Below are 19,768 nucleotides of genomic sequence, written 5' to 3'. Positions count from 1 at the left end.
ATCCATGTTTCAGAGAGTCGTCGTCTTTGCGCTCGTCCTTTCGAGCAGTGTCGCTTGCGGCCGGCATGGCGAGGCGCCGGCGGAGAAGTCGCCGGCCGTTGCGCCCGAGCCGGCGATTCCTGGCAGCGTGCACTTGACCGCCGCGGCAATCGCCGAGTCGGGAATCCAGACCTGGAAGGTCCAGCCGACCGATCTCGAGCATCTGCTCGTTCTCGCGGGGACCGTCGGCCCCGATGAGAACCGATTCGTGCAGGTCGCGTCGAATCTGCGCGGGCGCGTGGCGGCGGTCCCGGTCGATCTCGGCCAACGCGTGCGCAAAGGCGAGGCGGTCGTCACGATCGAGAGCGTCGAGCTGAGCCACGCCTGGGACGAGTTCGTCAAGGCAGTCGCCGATCTCGGCGTCGCCCGGAAGTCATACGACAGGGCGCGCTCGCTCCGCGACGCGGGTGCGCTCAGCGCCGCGGACTACCAATCGACCGAGGCCGCGTACCTTGCGCGCCGCGTCGAGGCGGAGACGCTCGAACGGGCGCTCTCGCTCTACGGCGAAGACGACGGCGAGATCGGCGCCGTGAGGTCGGCAGTCGAGGCCAACGCCGAGATCCCGCTCCCGTCGCGGGAGCTGCACCGCTTGTCCGTCCGCGCGCCGTTCGACGGGAAAGTTCTCGAGCGGAAGGTGACGCCCGGGTCCCTCGTCGAGGCGCTCCAGCCGCTCGTCTCCGTCGCCGACCTCTCCCACGTCTGGGTCTTTCTGAAAGCCTACGAGAAGGATCTTCCGCTTCTCTCGGCGGGGCTCCCGGTCTCGATCCGCACCGACGCGTACCCGCAGGTCTCGTTTCAAGGCCGGGTCGATTTCCTCGGCAGCATGATCGACGCCGCGACGCGCACGGTCCAGGTGCGCGCGACGGTCCGCAATCCCGGGGAGGAGCTGCGCCCCGGCATGTTCGTCACCGCGCGCGTCGACGTCCCGCGCCCGGAGTCCGAAGCCAAGAACGTGGTCGCGATTCCGGACAGCGCGCTCCAGTCGCTCGAGGCGCGCACGGTCGTGTTCGTGAAGACGTCACCCGGCGTCTTCGTGCGCCGGACGGTCGAGGTGGGTCACACGTTCGAAGGCCTCACCGAGATCCTCGCCGGCGTGCGGGCCGGCGAGGTGATCGTCACCGAGGGCAGCTTCGTCCTCAAGTCCGAGTTCGCGAAGGCGACGCTCGCGGACCAAGACTGATGTTGCGGCGCATCGTCGACTTCAGCCTCGAGAACCGCGCGCTCGTCGTCATCGTGTGGCTCCTCGTCGTCGCGGGCGGCGCCTACGCGCTCACGCGGCTCCCCATCGATGCCGTGCCGGACATCACGAACGTCCAGGTGCAGGTGCTCACGAAGGCGCCCGCGCTCGGCGCCGTCGAGATGGAACAGTTCGTCACCTACCCGGTCGAGGCGGCGATGAACGGCCTGCCGCGCCTCGTCGAGATCCGGTCGATCTCACGCTACGGGCTGTCGGCGGTGACCGTCGTCTTCGAGGACGGGGTGGACGTGTACTTTGCGCGCCAGCTCGTCGGTGAGCGCCTCGCGCAGGCGCGCGAGGCGATTCCGGAAGGGTTCGGCAACCCGGAGATGGGCCCGGTCACGACCGGCCTCGGCGACGTCTTCCAGTTCACCGTGGAAGGGGACGGAGTCTCGCCGATGGAGCGGCGGACGATCCTCGACTGGGAGATCGCCCCGCGCCTGAGGGCCGTGCCCGGCGTGACCGAGGTGAACGCATGGGGTGGGCTACCGAAGCAATATCAGGTCGTCGTCGACCCGGCGAAGCTCCTCGCGTACGGCCTGTCCCTTCACGAAGTGTTCGACGCGGTCGAGCGCGGTAGTGGCAACTCCGGCGGCGGCTACATCGAGCGGAACCGCGAGCAGTACATCCTCCGCGGCGAAGGGCTCGTCGGCTCCCTCGCCGATATCGAGAAGATCGTGCTGCGGGCCACGCCCGATGGGACCCCGGTCACGGTCGCTCAGATCGCCACCGTGCGCGAGGGGGCGATGCTGCGGATCGGGGTCGCGACCGCGGACGGACGCGGCGAGACGGTGATCGGGCTCGTCCAGATGCTGGCGGGAGAGAACGCGCTCGACGTCGCGACGCGCGTGCGGCGGTCGGTCGACGAGCTTCAGCCGTCGCTTCCGAAGGGGGTCCGGATCGTTCCCTACTACGACCGCGCCAGCTTCGTGAACCGCGTCATTCGCACGGTGGAGACGAACCTCCTCGAGGGAAGCATCCTCGTCGTCGCCGTCCTCTTCGCGTTCCTGGGGAACGTGCGCGCGGGGCTCATCGTCGCGTCGGCGATCCCCCTCTCGATGCTCCTCGCGTTCACCGGGATGGTCGCGTCGAGGATCTCGGCGAACCTCATGAGCCTCGGGGCGATCGACTTCGGCCTCATCGTCGACGGCGCCGTGGTCCTCGTCGAGAACGTCGTCCGGCGCCGCGGGTCGACATCCGAGGCGGCGCACGAGGTCGTGCGCCCGATCGCGTTCGGCGTCGGGATCATCGTCCTCGTCTACGTTCCGATCCTCACGCTCGGCGGCATCGAGGGGAAGATGTTCCGGCCGATGGCGTGGACGGTGGTCTTCGGGATGGCGGGCTCCCTGGCGCTCACGCTGACGCTCGTGCCCGTCCTCGCGTCGCTCTTCCTGAAGCGCACGAAGTGCGCGCATGAACCGACGTTCGTCGAGCTTCTGCGGCGCGCCTACCTCCGGGCGCTCGATGTGTGCCTGAAGCGCCGGGCGATCGTCGTCCTCGCGGCGCTCGCCGCCATCGCCGGAGGCGCTCTCCTCCTGCTTCGTCTCGGCGGCGAGTTCATGCCGCGGATCGATGAAGGCGATCTCTCGGTCTCCGCGATCAGGCCGCCGTCGGTCGGCATCTCGGAGGTCGCGGCGAGCACCGGGCGCATCGAGCGGGTGCTGCGGCGCTTCCCAGAGGTCGTCACGGTGGTGAGCCGTTCGGGAAGCCCCGAGCTGGCGACCGACGTCATGGGGATCGAGCTCGGCGACGTCTTCGTGATCCTGAAGCCGAAGTCCGAGTGGACCTCGAGCCGTTCGAAAGGCGAATTGCTCGATGCGATGCAAAAGGCGCTCGAGGAGACCGTTCCGGGGATCGGCTACACGTTCCTCCAGCCGATCGAGATGCGCTTCAACGAGCTGGTCGCGGGCGTGCGCTCGGACATCGGGATCAAGCTCTTCGGCGACGATCTCGACGTGCTCCGGGAGAAGGGCGAGGAGATCGCGCGCGTCGCCGCGGCCGTCGCGGGAGCCGCGGACGTCAAGCTCGAGCAGACGAGCGGCCTTCCGGTCATCCGCGTGCGGGCCGACCGTGACCGGTGCGCCCGGTACGGCGTCTCAGTCGGCGATGTGCTCGACACCGTCGAGGCCGCCCGCGCCGGGAAGATCGTGGGAACGGTGTTCGAGGGTCAGAGGCGTTTCTCGCTCGCGGTGCGCTTCGACGATGCGACGGCGGGCTCGCTCGAAGCGCTCGGCAACATTCCCGTCGCCTCGTCCCGGGGCGGCGCGAGCATCCCCCTCGGCCAGCTCGCGGAGGTCGCGCTCGACACCGGTCCGTCGCAGATCAGCCGCGAGGCGGTGAAACGCCGCATCGTCGTCGAGCTGAACGTGCGCGGCCGCGACGTCGCCTCGTTCGCCGCGGAGGCTCAGCGGAAGATCCGGAGCGAGGTGACGCTGCCGGCCGGGTACTACGTGACCTGGGGAGGGCAGTTCGAGAACCTCCAGGCTGCCTCGCGGCGCCTCGCCGTCGTCGTCCCGCTCGCCCTCGCTCTCATCTTCGCCATGCTCTACTTCAGCTTCGGCGCGCTCAGGCCGGCACTTCTCATCTATCTGAACGTGCCTTTCGCGGCCACCGGCGGCGTCGCGGCTCTGGTCACGCGCGGTATGCCGTTCTCGATCTCCGCAGGCGTCGGATTCATCGCGCTCTTCGGCGTCGCTGTCCTGAACGGTCTCGTGCTCGTGACGCAGGTGCTCGACCTCGAGCGCGAGCCGGGGACCGGCCGTCTCGACGCGTTGAGGCGCGCGTGCGCGCTCCGCATGCGTCCGGTCCTCATGACGGCACTCGTCGCATCCCTCGGATTCGTCCCGATGGCGCTCGCGACCGGCTCAGGAGCGGAAGTCCAGCGGCCGCTCGCGACCGTCGTCATCGGCGGGCTCGTCACTTCGACCCTGCTCACGCTCTTCGTGTTGCCGGTGCTCTATGCAGCGCGGCGATCACGCGATTGAAGTACCATCGTTCCAATGAGCGATGCGGCGGCACCCTCGGGACCCGATCTCACGCAGGGCGTCGAGCTGAGCGACATTCCGAAGGGCGGATCGCTCCTCGGCCACGTGGGGGACGAGGCGGTGCTGCTCGTGCGCCCCGGCGGTGGCGACGGCGTCTTCGCGGTCGGCGCGACGTGCACGCACTACGGCGGCCCGCTCGCCGAGGGATTGGTCGAGGGAACGCGCGTGCGCTGCCCGTGGCATCACGCGTGCTTCGACGTCACGACGGGGGAGGCGGTCGCGGCGCCCGCCTTGAACGCGCTCGCGTGCTACGCGGTCGAACGAAGGGGGACGCGCGTCGTCGTCGGTGCCAAGCATGACGCCGCGCCGAAGCGCGCACCGTCGAAGGCGCCGGAGAGCGTCGTCATCGTCGGCGCCGGTGCCGCGGGGAATGCCGCGGCGGAGATGCTGCGCCGCGAAGGTTACGCCGGCCCGGTCACGATGGTCGGCGCCGAGCGCGCGCGGCCGGTCGACCGGCCCAACCTCTCGAAGGACTATCTCGCCGGAACGGCTCAGGAGGACTGGGTCTACCTCCGCGGCGACGATTTCTACGCCGAACAGAAGATCGATCTCGTCTCCGGTGTCCACGCGACCGCGATCGACGTCGCGGGGCGTCGCGTGCAGCTCTCCGACGGATCGAGCCGCACCTTCGGCGCGCTCCTCGTCGCGACGGGCGCGGAGCCGGTGCGGTTGCAGCTTCCCGGCGCCGACAAGCCGCACGTCCACACGCTCCGCTCGCTCGACGACAGCAAGGCGATCATTGCGGCGGCGACCTCGGGCGCGAAGCGTGCCGTCGTCGTCGGCGCGAGCTTCATCGGCCTGGAGGTCGCCGCGTCGCTGCGCACGCGCGGCCTCGACGTTCACGTCGTCGCGCCCGACGCGCGGCCGCTCGAGCGCGTGCTCGGCCCCGAGTTGGGCGATTTCGTGCGCGGACTTCACGACGAGCACGGCGTGACGTTCCATCTCGGCCGCAAGCCGGCATCGTTCGACGACGAGCACGTCGTGCTCGACGACGGCTCGCGCCTGGCGGCGGATCTCGTCGTGCTCGGCGTCGGCGTGCGGCCGCGCCTCGAGCTGGCGGAGAAGGCAGGGCTCGCCGTCGACCGCGGCGTGCTCGTGAACGAGTATCTCGAGACGAGCGCGCCCGGCGTCTACGCGGCCGGCGATCTCGCACGCTATCCCGACCTGCGCAGCGGCGAGCGCGTGCGCATCGAGCACTGGGTCGTCGCGGAGCGGCAGGGGCAAACCGCGGCGCGCAACATGCTGGGACACCGCGAAGCGTACCGTGCCGCGCCGTTCTTCTGGAGCCAGCACTACGACGTCACGATCGCCTACGTCGGCCATGCCGAGAGCTGGGATCGCACGGAGGTCCGCGGCAGCCTCGCGGACAAGAACGGGCTCGTCGCCTATCGCCGCGGCGGCAAGATCTTGGCACTCGCGTCGGTGTTCCGCGACAAGGAGAGCCTCGAAGCCGAGGTCCTCTTCGAGCGCGGCGACGATGCCGGCCTCGAACGCCTCCTCGCCTCCGCCTAATCGGCTCTCAAGCTGACCAAGATCGGCGGGCCGTGCGCACGCGCGATCGCCGCTTCGTCGGGTGATGGGGCAATCTCCCATCGGCCCGCGCCGGCGACGTCGAGCCTCGCGAGGAAGCGCTGATCGCCGTACGTGCGGAAGGCGATGGCGGAGATGACGGGTACCTCGGCGTCGTTCGACCGGTGGACGCCGAGGGTCGCCGCCGGCGCGCCCTCCATGGTTCGAATCGTCACCTTCCCCTCGGTGACGGCCACCCGGTAGGCGCCGGGCGCGCAGCGCACCGTCCCCGCCGAGAAGTCGAAGGGCACGCGGACGCTCATGCCGAGAACCAAGCTCATCGCGAGAAAAGTGCGGGCCGGCATCGTTCCTCCAGCGTTTCGTCTCTTACTAAGGAAGGGGCCGCCCCCCGTTACGGGCGATCGTCGTAAGATCTTCCGTTCGCGGGGGTGGCATCGTGGGAGGAGGCTGGTTCGACACGACGCGCTGGAGCGTGGTGCTCAAGGCCGGCTCCCCCGACGAGACCGAGAGCCGTGACGCGCTCGCGCTCCTCTGCCAGGCTTACTGGACGCCGGTGTTCTCGTACGTGAAGAGCCGGGAGCGCGATCCCGAAGCCGCACGCGACCTCACGCAAGGGTTCTTCGCTGCGCTCCTCGAGCGCGGCGGGATCGCCGAAGCGCGGCGCGAGCGCGGCCGCTTCCGTTCGTTCCTCCTGACCTCGGCCAAGAACTTCCTGGCCGACGAGCGCGATCGCGAGCTCGCGCTCAAGCGCGGCGGCGGCCAGGCGCCGATCTCGATCGACGCCGTCGCGTGGGAATCGATGGTGGCGGCCGCCGAGCCCGCGACGCATCTCACACCCGAAGCGGTGTTCGAGCGGCAATGGGCCATGGCGCTCATCGATCGCGCGCGGCACGACCTCGAGGACGAGATGACGCGGACGGGAGGGGGCGAGCGCTACCGCCGCCTCGGCCCCTATCTTGCCGCGGACGGCGATCCGCCGTATCGCCAGCTCAGCGCCGACCTCGGGATGACGGAGCCTGCGCTCCGCGTCGCGCTCCACCGTCTGCGCCATCGCTTCGGCGTCAAGCTGCGGGAACAGGTCGCGCAGACGATCGACGACCCCGGGAAGACCGAGGACGAGCTGCGGCATCTGATCCACGCACTGAGCGCCTAGATGCCGAGCTGCGCCGTCTGCGGCCATACGTACTCGAGCGGCGATTGTCCTCGCTGCCTGCTCGGTCTCGGGCTCGAGACGGCGCCGCCGCCGATTCCCGAGCGGCTAGGCGCTTACACGATCGTCGCTCGCCTCGGCGAAGGAGGCATGGGAGAGGTCTATCGCGCCCACGACGACCGGTTGAACCGCGACGTCGCGATCAAGGTGCTGCCCGACGTCGTCGCGCAGGGCGAAGAGCACATCGCGCGCTTCAAGAGAGAGGCGCGCATGGCGGCGTCCCTCAACCATCCGAACATCGCCGCGGTGTACGGCTTCGAGGAGGACGAGGGCACTCATTTCCTCGTCATGGAGCTCGTTCCGGGGGAGACGCTCGCCGAGCGCCTGCGCTCGGGACCGATACCGCTCGCCGAGACGCTCGCCCTCACCGGCCAAATCGCGAGCGGCCTCGAGGCGGCGCACGAGCGCGGTATCGTCCACCGCGACCTGAAGCCGGGGAACGTGAAGATCACGCCCACGGGGCAGGTGAAGATCCTCGACTTCGGCCTCGCAAAGGCGGTCGGCGAGACGCCGGAAGCGCCCGCGCCGATCACTGCGCGCTACACGAGCCCCGGCACCGTGATCGGCACCGTTCCCTACATGAGCCCCGAGCAGGCGCGCGGCCGCATCGTCGATCGCCGGACCGACATCTGGTCGCTCGGCTGCGTCCTCTACGAGTGCCTCGCGGGCCGCCGCGCGTTCGACGGCGACACCGCGACCGACGTCGTCGCGAAGATCCTCGAGCGTGATCCCGACTGGAGCGCCTTGCCGGCGCGCACACCGCCCCGTCTGCGCGAGCTCATCGAGCGTTGTCTCGAGAAGGACCCGGCGCGACGACTGCGCGACGCGGGTGACCTCCGTCTCGAGCTCGACCATGCGACGGATCCGCCGCCGCGCGCGAGTCGGCGGCCGGTCCTGCTGTGGACGATCGGGATCGTCGCCGTCGGCGTCGCGCTCCTCGAGACGTGGAGGGCCGGCAGCACCCGCGCGCGACCGCAGGTGGCGGCACCGATTCCGCTGCACGTCGTCGTCACCGACCCCGACGTCCCGCGCGTCGGGTACGAGGACACGCCGTCGCTCGCGATCTCTCCCGATGGGACGACGATCGCCTACACCGGCCGGGGCGCAGCCGACGTCAACGGCGCGATCGGCCTGTACGTCCGCCGCATCGACGGCGTCCACGCGCGGCGGATCGAGGTGCCGTGCGGCCGGGCGATCGGCCGGACGCAAGAAGCATTCGACCCGTTCTTCTCACCCGACGGCGCCTCGGTCGGATTCTCGTGCGGCAACATGTACAGGATCCCGCTGTCGGGCGGCACCGCCGTGCCCCTCGTCGAGAGCGAGATCCCGCTCAAGGGCGCGACGTGGACGCCGCGCGGGATCGTCTTCGCTCCGGCGGCGAAGTCCGGTCTCGTCCTCGTCCACGAGAACGGCGGACCGCTCGAGACCCTCACGATCCCCGATGCCTCGAAGAACGAGGTGTCGCACCGCTGGCCGAGCGCGCACGCCGACGGACGTCACGTGCTCTTCACGATCAAGAAGGAAGGGATCACGAGCTTCGACCAGGCCGAGATCGCGCTGCTCGATCTCGACACGCGCGAGGTGACCACCGTGGTCGAAGGCGGGTCGTTCGCGCGGTGGCTCCCCGACGGGAGGATCCTGTTCGCGCGCGGCGGCACGCTCCTGGCCGTCCCGCTGGACCTCACCCATGCCCGCGTGAGCGGCGCGCCGGCGCCTTATGCCGAGGGTGTGATGACCGAGCCGGGGAGCGGCGCCGCGCAATTCGCGGTCGCCGGAAAGACCGGCGCGCTCGTCTTCGTTCCCGGCGGGTCCGACGTCACCCGCAACGAGCTGACCTGGATCGACCGCCACGGCGTCACGACACCGGTCGGCGCGCCGGCGCAGCACTACCACACGACGATCGTCTCGCCGGACGGGACGCGGCTTGCGTCGACGGTCTTCGGCGCGACCGACGCCGTGTTCGTGTACGACCTCGAGCGCCGCTCGCTCGCGCGCATCACCTCCGAAGGAAATGCCGCCCCGCTCGGCTGGTCGCCCGACGGCCGGCAGGTCCTCTGGGGCACCGATCGCGGCGGGCTCGCGCTCGAGCTCGGGAACGCCGACGGCGCGGGGACGCCGCGCCGCCTGCCGCTCGACCCTGCATCGAGCGCATCGCCGCGCGAGCTCGCGCAGCTCGAACATGGTCTCGCGCTCGTTTATCCCATGAACGGAACCCTGTGGGCCGCACCGGTGGAGGATCCGGGCCCGCCGCGAAAGCTCGGCGACCTGCCGAACGGCGTCACGCGCATCGCGCTTTCGCCCGACGGCCGCTGGCTCGCCTATGCCTGCGACGCTTCGGGACGGAGCGAGATCTACGTGAGACCGTTCCCGAACGGCTCCGGGACGTGGCAGATTTCACGCAACGGCGGAGAGTCTCCCGCGTGGGCCTCGCACGGCGGCGAGCTGTCCTTCCAGCGGCGGTCGGGAGACGGTGACTGGGTCGATGCGGTCCGCATCGGCGTCTCCGGCAACCAGATCGTCGCCGGTGTGCCCGTCGACCTGTTCCAGGTCCCGAAGGATCTCATCGTGTGGGGTCCGCACCCGGACGGCGAGCGCTTCATCGCGGTCCGAGCCGGCGCGCCGGCGTTCAAGGGCGATAGAGTCGAGGCGATCTTTCCTTCGAGGTGACTCACGCTCGAGGCGAAGCGCGCGAAGCCCCCCAGCTTCGCGCGCCTCACGCGGCTGCGGTCAGGGGGCGGGACACTCCGGACAGAAGGCGTGGGAGCGCGAACAGAACGCGAACGCCCCGTTACAGCCGTAGCAGCAGACCGGGGTGGTGCCCGAGCAAGTGCTGCAGCCGCCACCACCGCCTGGCTTCGCGGCCTGCGCGGCCGGCGTCCAGCACAACGCCGAAAGTCCCACGAGCGCGACCGCGAGCAAACCCATCGACAACAGCTTCTTCATGAAGAGTCCTCCTCTTCCGATCGAGCGACCGGTAGCGGGAACTCTACACCCGTCGGGGGTGGCTCAGCGTTCCGCGAGCAGAGTGTCGATCGTCCGCGTGAGCTGCGCGTAGTCGGACCTGCACCGAGCGTGCGCCTCACCGCCCCCTTCGTGGTATTCGCCGCCGGGGTGGACCGCACGGATCGTGCCCTTGCGGTCGAGGACCCAGGTGATCGAGGTCCAATCGCCGCCGCCGTACGCTTCCCACCAGCCTCTTTCGAGCGTCCAGTCGTCGTCGACGGCCACCGGAAACGTCACGCCGAGCGACTTCACGAACGTCGCGACGTCGGCGGCCTGGATCGGGGCGGGCGGCTTCGGGTGATAGACGCCGAGCACGACGACGCCGCGGTCGCGGTAACGTTGCGCCAGGTTCTCGAGGGCGGGCATCGTCGAGGCGCAGAACGGGCACTCGTTCGTGAAATTCCGGATCACGACGACCTTGCCGGCGAGCGAGGCGAGCGTGCGCTTCTGTCCGTCGAGCCAGGAAAGCTCCGGCAGCGCCGGCGCCTGGATCCCGATGAGGCGCGACGCTTCGGCGTCGTCGCCGCGGTCGATGGGGCCGGGGCGATGAACCGCGATGCCGGGGTCGGTCGTGGGAAGCGGCGCCGCGGACGCGAGCGCCACGGCCGCGAGGACGAGGGCGGGAGCGAGCGGGTTCTTCATGCCGTCCCTCCGATGATAGGCGACAATGCTCGTCCATGCTCCGCCGCGACGTTCTTCGCATCATCGCCGCCGCCGGCGCGGGGACGGCGCTCGGCGGCCGCATCGCACGCGCCACGGAGCCCGCGACGATGATCACACGCAAGATTCCGAAGTCGGGCGAGGCGATCCCGGTCATCGGCCTCGGCACGTCGCGCGTCTTCGACGTCGGCACCCGGAAGGACGAGCGCGCCCCGCTCGCGGGCGTGCTCGACGCGATGATCGGCGACGGCGCCCGCGTCATCGACTCGTCCCCGATGTACGGACGCGCCGAAGAGGTCGTGGGCGACCTCGTCGAGGCGAGCGGGAAGCGCGACCGCTTCTTCCTGGCGTCCAAGGTGTGGACCAAGGGCCGGAAGGAAGGGGCGGACCAGATCGAAGCGTCGTTCCGCAAGCTGCGGACGAAGCACCTCGATCTCATGCAGGTCCACAACCTCCTCGATCTCGACACGCAGCTCGCCACGCTCCGGCATCTCAAGGGCGAGGGGCGCATCCGTTACGTCGGCGTCAGCCACTGGAACGCCTCGGCGTACGACGATCTCGAGAGCGTTCTCAGGAGGGAAGATCTCGATTTCGTCCAGCTCAACTACTCGGTCGTCGAGCGCGAGGCCGAGAAGGTCCTCCTGCCGCTCGCCAAGGATCGCGGCGTCGCCGTGCTCGTGAATCGGCCGTTCGCGCAGGGGCAGCTCTTCGCGAAGGTGAAGGGCCGTGCGCTCCCTGACTGGGCCGCATCCCTCGGCATCGCGAGCTGGGGCCAGCTCATGCTCAAGTTCGTCGTGTCGCACGACGCGGTGACCTGCGCCATCCCGGCGACCGCCAAGCCCGAGCACATGCACGACGACGCGGCGGCGGGCTCCGGCCCGATGCCCGACGCCGCCTCGCGCGAGCGCATCGCCGCCCTCTTCCAAGACTGATCAGGAGATCCGACCGTGCCGACCAATGCGATCAAGATTCACCGTGTGCTTCGCGCCACCCCCGACCGCGTCTACCGCGCCTTCCTCGATCCGGCGGCGATGGTGAAATGGCTTCCGCCGAACGGCTTCACGGGAACGGTGCACGCCATGGATGCACGTGTCGGCGGCTCCCACCGGATGTCGTTCACGAACTTCACGAGCGGCAAGAGCCACTCGTTCGGCGGCACGTACGTCGAGCTCGTGAAGAACGAGCGCATCCGCTACACCGACAAATTCGACGACCCGAACCTTCCCGGCGAGATGCAGGTCACGATCGCGCTCGAGGCGGTGTCGTGCGGCACCGAGCTTAATATTCTTCAAGAAGACATCCCCGCCATGATCCCACTCGAAATGTGCTACCTGGGCTGGCAGGAGTCGCTCGTGCTCCTGGCGAAGCTCGTCGAGGCCGAGATCCCGGACTAGGGCCGTCCGGGTCCGTTCGGGGGGGCATGCTAGAGTCCGGCGCGCCCGAGTCCGCGACGTCGCGGACGAAATGTTGCACCCCCCGGATCCGAAGGAGGATTGACATGGTTCGAGCGAAGGCCCTTGTCCTGATCGCGGTCGTGTTGCTTGGCGTGTCGTATGTCGCCGCCGCTTCGGGCGATGAGACGAGGAACGACGTCGGCGTCCTCGTTGGTTACATCGCCCCGTCGAGCGATTCGACGATCGGTGGGGTCAAGACCAAGGCCGAGTCCACGGTCGACTACGGGATCGAGTACAAGCACCGGTTCCTCGAGAGCGCCCGGCTGAGCGTCGGTGCGACCGTCCTCTACGCCGATTTCGACGTCAAAGCCGCGAGCACGAAGGTCGGCGACGTCACGAACACGCCGATCCTCATCGACGTCAACTGGCACTTCCTCAAGAACAAGGCGCTCTATCTCGGCGCCACCGTGGGCTACTCGATGTGGGGCAATTTCCAGCCCAACGGCGGTGGCGGCTCGGTCAACATCAAGAACGACACGCTGTACGGCGTGAACCTCGGGTACGACATCGCGATCGGGAAGCGCTGGGCGATCCTCACGAACGTGCGGTACCTCGGCATGAAGGCCCAGACCGACGTCTCGGGGGCGGCGAACCAGACGGTCGACGTGAACCCGATCGTCGCGAACGTCGGATTTGCGTTCCGCTTCTAACCGGCTCACACATTCTCGTTCGACGACGGCCCGGGATCGCTCCCGGGCCGTCTTGTTTCAGAACCTCATGCCGACGGCGAGGACCGCTTCATCGTCGTTCGAGAGCGTGACCTTGCCTTGGACGTAGGGCGAGACCTTCGAGCGCGTCTTCCAGCCGATCCCACCGAGGAGGTTGACGCCGAAGGCGTCCTGATCGCCTTCCTCGCGATGGATGTAGGCCGGGCCGGCGCCCGCCCATACCCAGTACGGCCGGTCCTGGAAGAAGTCGTAGTGGAAGTCGCCGTTCACCGTGATCACGTCACGGTCGCCGTTCAACGCCGCCTCGAGGTTCGGGTTGAAGTACCAATTCGGCGCGATGGCCGTCACGATTTCGCCGCCGAGGAATCCGGCGGAATCGTCGACATAGACGCCCGTGCGGACGCCGAAGCGGGTTTCGGCGAGGACGGGGCTCGCGAGGATCGCGGTCGCGATCGTCACGAACCCGATGCCGAGGATCCGGATCGAAGTGCGCGTGCGTGTCATGGATTGCCTCCTTGGGATGGCGCGGCCGCTGCGACGATGACGCCCGGTCGAACGGCGCGCGCGTTCAGGAAGGCATGCAGCAAGCACGGTGCCACGCTCGCGGGTTGCGCCGTTCCGGAGTTTCTCTCGGCCACGCCATCGTGGCAGACGCGAAACGACCCGCCCTCAGTTCATCGACGCGCGCACGCCGACGAGCACCTGGTCCATCCAATCGATGCGGATCAGGCCGACGCGTGGGAACTCGAGATCGAGGATGACGTAGAACGCGATCGTGAGCACCGCCGCGAACGCGAGCACGTGCGGCCAGCTCAGTCCGCTGCCGCTCATGTCCATCCCGGCGAGGAGCGCGCAGGCCAGCATCGTGACCGCGAGCATCACGAAGATGATCGCCGGCGTATGCATCTGGATCGCGGTCGTGCGCGTCGTCGTGATGTCGATCATGTCGTTCAAGGCCGGGAGCAGCAGGAGACGCACCGGCATCTCGCTTCTCGCGCTGGCGGCGATGGCGCCATTCCAAATCTCCATCTGGAGGGCCGCCATGCGGTCCACCTCGGCCTTCGCGGCATCCAGATCGGGCAGCTTGCGGTAGATCGCCAGCCTGGTGTCGACGTACTTGCGGAAGGCATCGCGCAGCGCCGGCTGCGCGTCGGCGGGGAGAAGATCGAGCCGGAGATACGCCGTTCCGATGTTGTTGGCCTCTTGCACGACGTAGCTCCGCCGCGTCTCGAACCGGACGGCGGCGCTACCGAACGTGAACGCGATCAGGAGCCCCATGAGGCCGAACACCGAGGTCTCGACGGTCGTCAGGCTCTCGAAGGTGCGCCCGCGGCCGACCCTCCGTCCGATCTCGACGAGCACGACCATGGCAAGGAACAGGCCGGAGAGGAGGACGAGCGGGAGGACGATGTGACCCATCGGGCGCGGAGCCTAGCACGCCCTCAGGGGATCGCGGTGTCCCGCCCGGGCTCGAGGCCGAGCGCGGATTGCCAGGTCGTCGGACCGCAGCCTCCGCGCTTGACGAGATACCAGAAGCCGGTGCCGGGAGCGGGCGTCGCCGCGTCGATGAACGTCGTCCCGGTGCCGAGGATCGTTCCGTCGACGGTGTAGGTGCCGATGTCGGAGGCGGAGGCGAACGGCCCGCGCACCATGCGGAAGTCGGCGGAGGTCGTCCATCGGAACGTCGCCTTGTCCGCGTCGGCGGAGACCGTCTGACCGAACGGCAGCGGCGTGCCCGGCCCGAAGTTCACCGTCGCGTGGACCGCATCAAGGTTGGCGCTGCCCCAGCTCGGGTGGTACGCGAGCGACCACGTGGCACCGTCGAACTCGAGCACGTCCTGATGGTCGAACGAGACGCCGCCGATCGTGCCGCTCCCGTCGAAGGAGACGAGGAGGTGGCCGTTGCACGGGAGGTAGTCCGCGGCGTCGAGGTTCAATCCGGGCGGGACGCCGGCGGCCGCGCCGTTGAAGTAGAGGCTGAAGCCGCTCCCATCGAACAGCACGAGGTCGGCAGGCTCGACATGGACCGCGCCCAGATCGATCGCGACGTCGAAGGAGAGGAGGAGCGACCCCGCGCGGACCGCCACCGCGTCGAGATTGGCGGTCGGGGGCACGCCCCGCGCGGCGGCGTCGAACTCGACCGAGTAGGCGCCGGCGTGGAAGCGCCAGACGTCGCCCGGGTGCGCGGTGTGGCCGTCCGAGAGCACGACGGTCGTATCGAACGAGAGGAGCTGATCGCCGTTCGGCAGGACCGCGTACGCGTCGAGATCGGTCTCGGGGGGAATCGCGCCGACGCCGACGAGTCCGTAGTTCCCCGCCAGATCGTCGGAGACGACGTCTTCGTCGTTGGCCGTCACGCTGCCGAGCGTGACCGTCGTGTCGGAAGAGACGCGCACCCCGGAGAGCGGCGTCGCGGCGAGCGCCGGCATCGCCGCCAGAATGAAGAGCGAAGGGGCAAGAGCCCGGAGGCTCACGGGCAGACCGTGTCCGCGCCGCACACGTTCGTCCCGAGCTGGAAGCCGCCGCTGACCTGCGGGTTCGCATCGCCGCCGTTGTTCGACGTGAAGACGCACGAACGGTAGCCGCTGGGTCCGTTCAAGACCAATCCGAACGACGAGTTCCCACGCGCGACCGAATCGGTCACGAGCGACCCGTCGAAGGCGCGCATCCCCGTGTTGCTGTTGAGCGCCGTGCACCCCTCGATCGTGTTGCCCTGTCCCTCGAGGTCGATGCCGAAGGTGAGATTGCCGATGACGCGGACATTGATCACGCGGATGAACTGGGAGGCGGCGGCGGTGAAGATCCCGTCCCTCGTGAAGCCGCGGACCGTCCCGTTCTTGATCTCCACGTTCTTGCTCACCCCGAGGCTGATCCCGTCGGTGATGCCGCCGGCCAGACCGTAGATCGTGAAGCCGTTGAGGTCGATCGTCACGTTGTCGGCGGCGACGTCGATGCCGTCGAAGCCGGCCGCCCCATTGAGATCGCTCGTGAGGCGGTAGCTGCCGGAGACGCTGATCTGGACCGGAAACCCCGGGCCGTCTCCGGGCGTGATCCCCCCGGCGAGCGCGCGGGACTGATTGATCTCGATGACGCCGTCGACCGCGAGCACGGGATATGCGGCGACGAGGGTCGCCGCGAGCGCGAGCAGGAAGCCCATCCATCTGCTTTGGGACATGTGAGAATTCCCCCCGATCAGGGAGGGTACGGTGAGGCCGGAGCGCGAACAACCGGATTGTGGGGGAGACCCCGCCGCCCTTGCGGCGGGGTTCCGTCGAGGTTCAGCTTCGGGCTCCCACGGCGTTCCGCGGGATCGCCGCGCCGCCGAGCTTCGGAAGGAAACTCGCCACGGCGAAGCGGCCCGGGCCGGCGAGGACGATCGGGACGAGCGCCGCGATCGCCAGCAGGTGGTACTCGAAGCCTTCGCCGGCCTGCTTCCCGGTCCAGTTCATGAAGAAGCCCACATGCGCGTGCACCATCGCGATGGCGCCGAGCATGATCACGACGATCGACGCCGCGGAGAAGCGCGACAGGAACCCGGCCGCGAGGCCGAGGCCCCCGAAGAACTCGCCGATGCTGACGAGGTAGCCGATCGGGCCCATCATCTGCACGATCGCCGGGAGGCCGGGGCCGCCGAACGCGCCGAACAGCTTCTGGGCGCCGTGCGCCATGAAGACGATGCCCAGGACCACGCGGAGGACGAGAAGGGACCAATCCACCGCCGACCGATCTCGAATCGCCGTCTCGGATGTCATGTTCGTTTCTCCTTGATTACCTAATATTAGTAGCTTACTTTTCGTAAGCAGTGACAACGATACGATCAGCGGCTACAATCGTCAAGTAGGCAATGAATCGTAAGTGAGGCGAAAGGCCGAACGCCGTGACAAGAAAAAAGCCCGAACCGGTGACCGAATCCCAGCTCTGCCCGCGTTACCACCACGCGGTCGAGCTGATCGGCCGGCGGTGGAGCGGCGCGATCATCAGTGTGATGCTCGGCGGCCCGAAATGTTTCAATGAGATCCTCGCCGCCGTGCCGGACCTCTCCGACCGCCTCCTGACCGAGCGCCTGCGCGAGCTCGAGTCGGAGGGGCTCGTGACGAGGGACGTGCGGCCGGGGCCGCCGGTCCGTGTCGCCTACGAGCTCACGCCGGCGGGGGAGAGCCTCAAGCCGGTGGTCGACAGCCTGGGCAAGTGGGCGCAGAAGTGGGTCAAGCTGTGAGCCGGCGCGCGAGGAACACGGTCTGATCGTCCCGCTGGGAGCCGTGCGCGAGCGCGCGCGCCCGCAACGCCTCCGCGATGGACGCCAGCGGCTCGCCGGCGCGATCCTGGAGCACCGCCTTCAATGCCGGCAGACCAAGCTCGCGGTCGCGGCGGTCGACGATCTCGGTGAGGCCGTCGGTCACGATCGCGAAGACGTCGCCCGGCTCGCAGGTGACGCCGGCGGACGTGTACGCGGCCTCTCCGAGCATCGCGAGGGGGAGGTTCGCGTGCCACAGCTCGTCCACCGACCCCGACGCGGCGCTGTACTTCAGCGTCGGAAGGTGCGCGGCGATGCCGAACGCCATGGCGCCGGGACCCGCGCTCAAGAATGCGGCGGTCGCGAACATGTTCGGCGCGGTGATCGGCGCCAGCACTGCGTTCATGTCGACGAAGAACGACTCGGCGCCGCCGAGGGCGAGGCGCATCCGCGCGGCGCTCTTGACCATCGCCATGAAGGTCCCGGCCGGGACGCCGTGCCCGCTGATGTCGGCGACGTAGGCGATCCAGCCTTCGCCCTTCGGGACGAAATCGACGAGGTCGCCGCCGACCTCTCCGGTCGGCCACGAGATGCCGTACACCTCGAAGCCGCCGTGACGGACCGTGATCAGGGGCACCGTGCGCATGTGGATCTCGCGCGCGAGGCGCATCTCGGCGAAGGTCGAGTAGTAGCGCATCCCCTCCCGTCGGATGAAGAGGATGAAGAGCACGTACGCGACGATGATCAGCACGAGGGCGCCCGCGCCGTTGATCGTGGAGAAGTGGGGGATGTCGGCCGCGTCGGTCCGCGGCGGCGTCAGGAGGCGGGCGACGGTGGACCTGAGCGCGATGTTCACCACCCACTGGGCGAAGAAGAGGGTGGCGAGGAGCCACACGACCCGGCGTGATCCCGCGAACGCCCAGGCGGCGCCGAAGGCCCCATACACGATCGCCGCCACAGCCGCCGAAAGGGGATCGGGCCGCTCCGAGCCCATGTTGGCGGTGATGAACCCGAACGATGCGAAGAGCGCGAAGACGCCCGCCAGGAACAGGCTGAGCGACGGTCGCGGCAGCGTCTGCCAGTACTTGGCGTTGTCGGCCCAGCTCAAGGCGCCCTCCCGATGGCGTGGATTGTATTCGTGTAGCATCCGTCCGGCCGCGCGCGACCTTCGCGGCCGACGGGGGCGACCTTTCATGAAGACGACGACGATCCTCTGCGCCGCGGCGATCGCGTGCGCTTCCCTGACTCCTTCGCCGGCTCGGGCCGACGATCTCGCCGACGTGAAGCGCGAGATCGCGAAGCGCCACGACGAGGCGGTCAAGCGCCTGCGCGACTGGATCGCGGCGCCCTCGATCGCCGCCGAGAATCGCGGCTACCCCGACGGCGCCGAGATCATGGCGAAGCTCGCGAAGGATGCCGGCTTCCAGACGGCGACCGTCATCCCGACCGACGGAAAGCCCGGCGTCTTCGCGACGCTCGATGCGGGGGCGAAGAAGACCGTCGGCCTGTACTTCATGTACGACGTCAAGCAGTTCGACCCGGCGGAGTGGACGTCGCCGCCGCTCGAAGGGCGCATCGTCGACAAGGACGGCGTCGGCAAGGTCATCGTCGGCCGTGGCGCCGTCAATCAGAAAGGACCGGAGTCGGCGTTCCTCGCCGCGCTTCACGCCATCCGCGGCGCCGGAAAGAAGATGCCGGTGAACCTCGTGCTCGTCGCCGAAGGCGAGGAGGAGATCGGCTCGCCCCACATCCCGCAGCTCGTGCGGCGGCCCGAGGTCCTGGCGGCGCTCGGGAAGACCGTCGGCATCTTCATGCCCTCGGCGGAGCAGGAGCTGGACGGCGTCGTCGCCGTCAGCCTCGGGTCGAAGGGCGTCATCGAGTGCGAGCTCGTCTCCAGCGGCGAGAAGTGGGGCCGCGGCCCGGCGAAGGACATCCACTCGTCGCTCAAGGCGATGGTCGACAGCCCGTCGTGGCACCTGATCCGCGCGCTCGACACGCTCGTCTCTCAAGACGGCAACACGATCACGATCGACGACTATCCCAAGCCGAGGCCGCTCACCGCCGACGAGAAGGCGATGATCGACAAGGCCGCCGCCCGCAGCGACGAGGCGACGATGAAGAAGCAGATCTCCGTCCAGCGCTGGATCGACGACCTGCCGTGGGCGGCCGCGAACGAGCGGCTCGCGAGCCAGCCGACCGTCAACATCGAGGGGCTCGTCGGCGGCTACACCGGCCCCGGCGGGAAGACCGTCCTGCCGCACAGGGCGGCCGCGAAGCTCGACCTGCGGCTCGTCCCCGACATGACGTTCGCCGGCGCCGTCGCCGCGCTGAAGGCCCACCTTCAGAAGCACGGGTTCGGCGACATCGAGGTCAACGTCACGGGCGGTTACGACCCCACGAGCACCCCCGCGTCGGCGCCGCTCATCCAGGCGGAGGTCGCCGTGCTGAAGCGCGACGGCATCGACCCGGTGATGTGGCTCCGGAACGCCGGCTCCTATCCCGGCTACGTCTTCACCGGCGAGCCGCTCAAGCTCGCCTCCGGGCACTGGGGGCTCGGCCACGGCAGCGGCGCCCACGCGCCCGACGAGTACTACGTCATCGAAGCGACGAACAAGAACATCCAGGGGTACGACGGCGCGGTCATGTCGTTCGTCGAGTACCTCTACGAGCTGGGGAAGTAACCGGCAAA

At 68.9% G+C, this 19,768-nt stretch carries 19 protein-coding genes; 10 read left to right on the top strand and 9 right to left on the bottom strand.

The genetic code is table 11. The features are described from left to right. Positions 1 to 4: 4 nt before the first annotated feature. From VFV19_18135 to VFV19_18125, 3 genes are read left to right on the top strand one after another with little or no spacing between them, the layout of a single operon-like run. Positions 5 to 1,219: an efflux RND transporter periplasmic adaptor subunit gene (locus VFV19_18135; GenBank protein ID HEX4826225.1), complete on the top strand. Its 1,215-nt coding sequence runs from the start codon at positions 5 to 7 to the stop codon at positions 1,217 to 1,219. Next, complete coding sequence (locus tag VFV19_18130; GenBank protein ID HEX4826224.1) at positions 1,219 to 4,260, top strand: CusA/CzcA family heavy metal efflux RND transporter; 3,042 nt, start codon at positions 1,219 to 1,221, stop codon at positions 4,258 to 4,260. The genes VFV19_18135 and VFV19_18130 overlap by 1 nt, the downstream gene beginning before the upstream one ends. A gap of 15 nt (positions 4,261 to 4,275) precedes the next feature. After that, complete coding sequence (locus VFV19_18125) at positions 4,276 to 5,832, top strand: FAD-dependent oxidoreductase (GenBank protein HEX4826223.1); 1,557 nt, start codon at positions 4,276 to 4,278, stop codon at positions 5,830 to 5,832. On the opposite strand, the gene VFV19_18120 is transcribed toward VFV19_18125, so the two are convergent. After that, complete coding sequence (locus tag VFV19_18120; GenBank protein ID HEX4826222.1) at positions 5,829 to 6,194, bottom strand: hypothetical protein; 366 nt, start codon at positions 6,192 to 6,194, stop codon at positions 5,829 to 5,831. The two genes, VFV19_18125 and VFV19_18120, sit on opposite strands and share 4 nt — an antisense overlap. Positions 6,195 to 6,286: 92 nt before the next feature. On the opposite strand from VFV19_18120, the gene VFV19_18115 reads away from it, so the two are divergent. Next, the gene (locus tag VFV19_18115) at positions 6,287 to 7,003 is read left to right on the top strand and encodes a hypothetical protein (GenBank protein HEX4826221.1); all 717 of its coding nucleotides are present in this window, start codon (positions 6,287 to 6,289) and stop codon (positions 7,001 to 7,003) included. Then, positions 7,004 to 9,727, top strand: a complete 2,724-nt coding sequence (locus VFV19_18110) for a protein kinase (protein HEX4826220.1) — start codon at positions 7,004 to 7,006, stop codon at positions 9,725 to 9,727. Positions 9,728 to 9,787: 60 nt separating this feature from the next. Here the strand turns inward: VFV19_18110 and VFV19_18105 are convergent, their stop codons facing one another. Continuing rightward, positions 9,788 to 10,003: a hypothetical protein gene (locus VFV19_18105; GenBank protein ID HEX4826219.1), complete on the bottom strand. Its 216-nt coding sequence runs from the start codon at positions 10,001 to 10,003 to the stop codon at positions 9,788 to 9,790. Positions 10,004 to 10,066: 63 nt separating this feature from the next. Then, complete coding sequence (locus tag VFV19_18100) at positions 10,067 to 10,705, bottom strand: TlpA disulfide reductase family protein (protein ID HEX4826218.1); 639 nt, start codon at positions 10,703 to 10,705, stop codon at positions 10,067 to 10,069. Positions 10,706 to 10,740: 35 nt separating this feature from the next. Between VFV19_18100 and VFV19_18095 the strand changes: the two genes are divergently transcribed. The 3 genes from VFV19_18095 (at position 10,741) to VFV19_18085 (ending at position 12,827) form a co-directional block, all read left to right on the top strand. Further along, entirely contained in the window at positions 10,741 to 11,655 is a 915-nt protein-coding gene (locus VFV19_18095; GenBank protein ID HEX4826217.1) for an aldo/keto reductase, read from the top strand. A gap of 15 nt (positions 11,656 to 11,670) precedes the next feature. Next, positions 11,671 to 12,117, top strand: coding sequence for an SRPBCC family protein (locus VFV19_18090; GenBank protein HEX4826216.1), 447 nt, complete (start codon positions 11,671 to 11,673; stop codon positions 12,115 to 12,117). Positions 12,118 to 12,221: 104 nt separating this feature from the next. Continuing rightward, on the top strand, positions 12,222 to 12,827 hold the full coding sequence (locus tag VFV19_18085) for an OmpW family outer membrane protein (GenBank protein HEX4826215.1): 606 nt from the start codon (positions 12,222 to 12,224) through the stop codon (positions 12,825 to 12,827). 57 nt (positions 12,828 to 12,884) lie between these two features. Here VFV19_18085 and VFV19_18080 read toward each other — a convergent pair whose 3' ends face one another. From VFV19_18080 to VFV19_18060, 5 genes are all read right to left on the bottom strand, one after another. Beyond that, entirely contained in the window at positions 12,885 to 13,349 is a 465-nt protein-coding gene (locus VFV19_18080; GenBank protein ID HEX4826214.1) for a hypothetical protein, read from the bottom strand. 165 nt (positions 13,350 to 13,514) lie between these two features. Continuing rightward, on the bottom strand, positions 13,515 to 14,264 hold the full coding sequence (locus tag VFV19_18075) for a hypothetical protein (protein HEX4826213.1): 750 nt from the start codon (positions 14,262 to 14,264) through the stop codon (positions 13,515 to 13,517). Between the two features lie 23 nt (positions 14,265 to 14,287). Further along, the gene (locus tag VFV19_18070; protein HEX4826212.1) at positions 14,288 to 15,319 is read right to left on the bottom strand and encodes a hypothetical protein; all 1,032 of its coding nucleotides are present in this window, start codon (positions 15,317 to 15,319) and stop codon (positions 14,288 to 14,290) included. Next, complete coding sequence (locus VFV19_18065; GenBank protein ID HEX4826211.1) at positions 15,316 to 16,020, bottom strand: right-handed parallel beta-helix repeat-containing protein; 705 nt, start codon at positions 16,018 to 16,020, stop codon at positions 15,316 to 15,318. Before VFV19_18065 ends, VFV19_18070 begins: the two co-directional genes overlap by 4 nt. Before the next feature lie 103 nt (positions 16,021 to 16,123). After that, positions 16,124 to 16,597 carry a DoxX family protein gene (locus VFV19_18060; GenBank protein HEX4826210.1) on the bottom strand — a complete coding sequence of 158 codons (474 nt, stop codon included), beginning with the start codon at positions 16,595 to 16,597 and terminating at the stop codon, positions 16,124 to 16,126. Between the two features lie 149 nt (positions 16,598 to 16,746). On the opposite strand from VFV19_18060, the gene VFV19_18055 reads away from it, so the two are divergent. Then, positions 16,747 to 17,061: a helix-turn-helix domain-containing protein gene (locus VFV19_18055; GenBank protein HEX4826209.1), complete on the top strand. Its 315-nt coding sequence runs from the start codon at positions 16,747 to 16,749 to the stop codon at positions 17,059 to 17,061. Here the strand turns inward: VFV19_18055 and VFV19_18050 are convergent. Beyond that, positions 17,051 to 18,187: a PP2C family protein-serine/threonine phosphatase gene (locus tag VFV19_18050; GenBank protein ID HEX4826208.1), complete on the bottom strand. Its 1,137-nt coding sequence runs from the start codon at positions 18,185 to 18,187 to the stop codon at positions 17,051 to 17,053. The two genes, VFV19_18055 and VFV19_18050, sit on opposite strands and share 11 nt — an antisense overlap. Before the next feature lie 85 nt (positions 18,188 to 18,272). Here VFV19_18050 and VFV19_18045 point away from each other — a divergent pair, with 85 nt between their 5' ends. Then, positions 18,273 to 19,760 carry a M20/M25/M40 family metallo-hydrolase gene (locus tag VFV19_18045; GenBank protein HEX4826207.1) on the top strand — a complete coding sequence of 496 codons (1,488 nt, stop codon included), beginning with the start codon at positions 18,273 to 18,275 and terminating at the stop codon, positions 19,758 to 19,760. Positions 19,761 to 19,768: the final 8 nt, after the last annotated feature.

The organism is Candidatus Polarisedimenticolaceae bacterium (assembly GCA_036275915.1).
Lineage (GTDB): Bacteria > Acidobacteriota > Polarisedimenticolia > Polarisedimenticolales > DASRJG01 > DASRJG01.
Note: the sequence above shows the minus strand (reverse complement) of the source record. Positions and strands in the feature narration are given on the sequence as shown.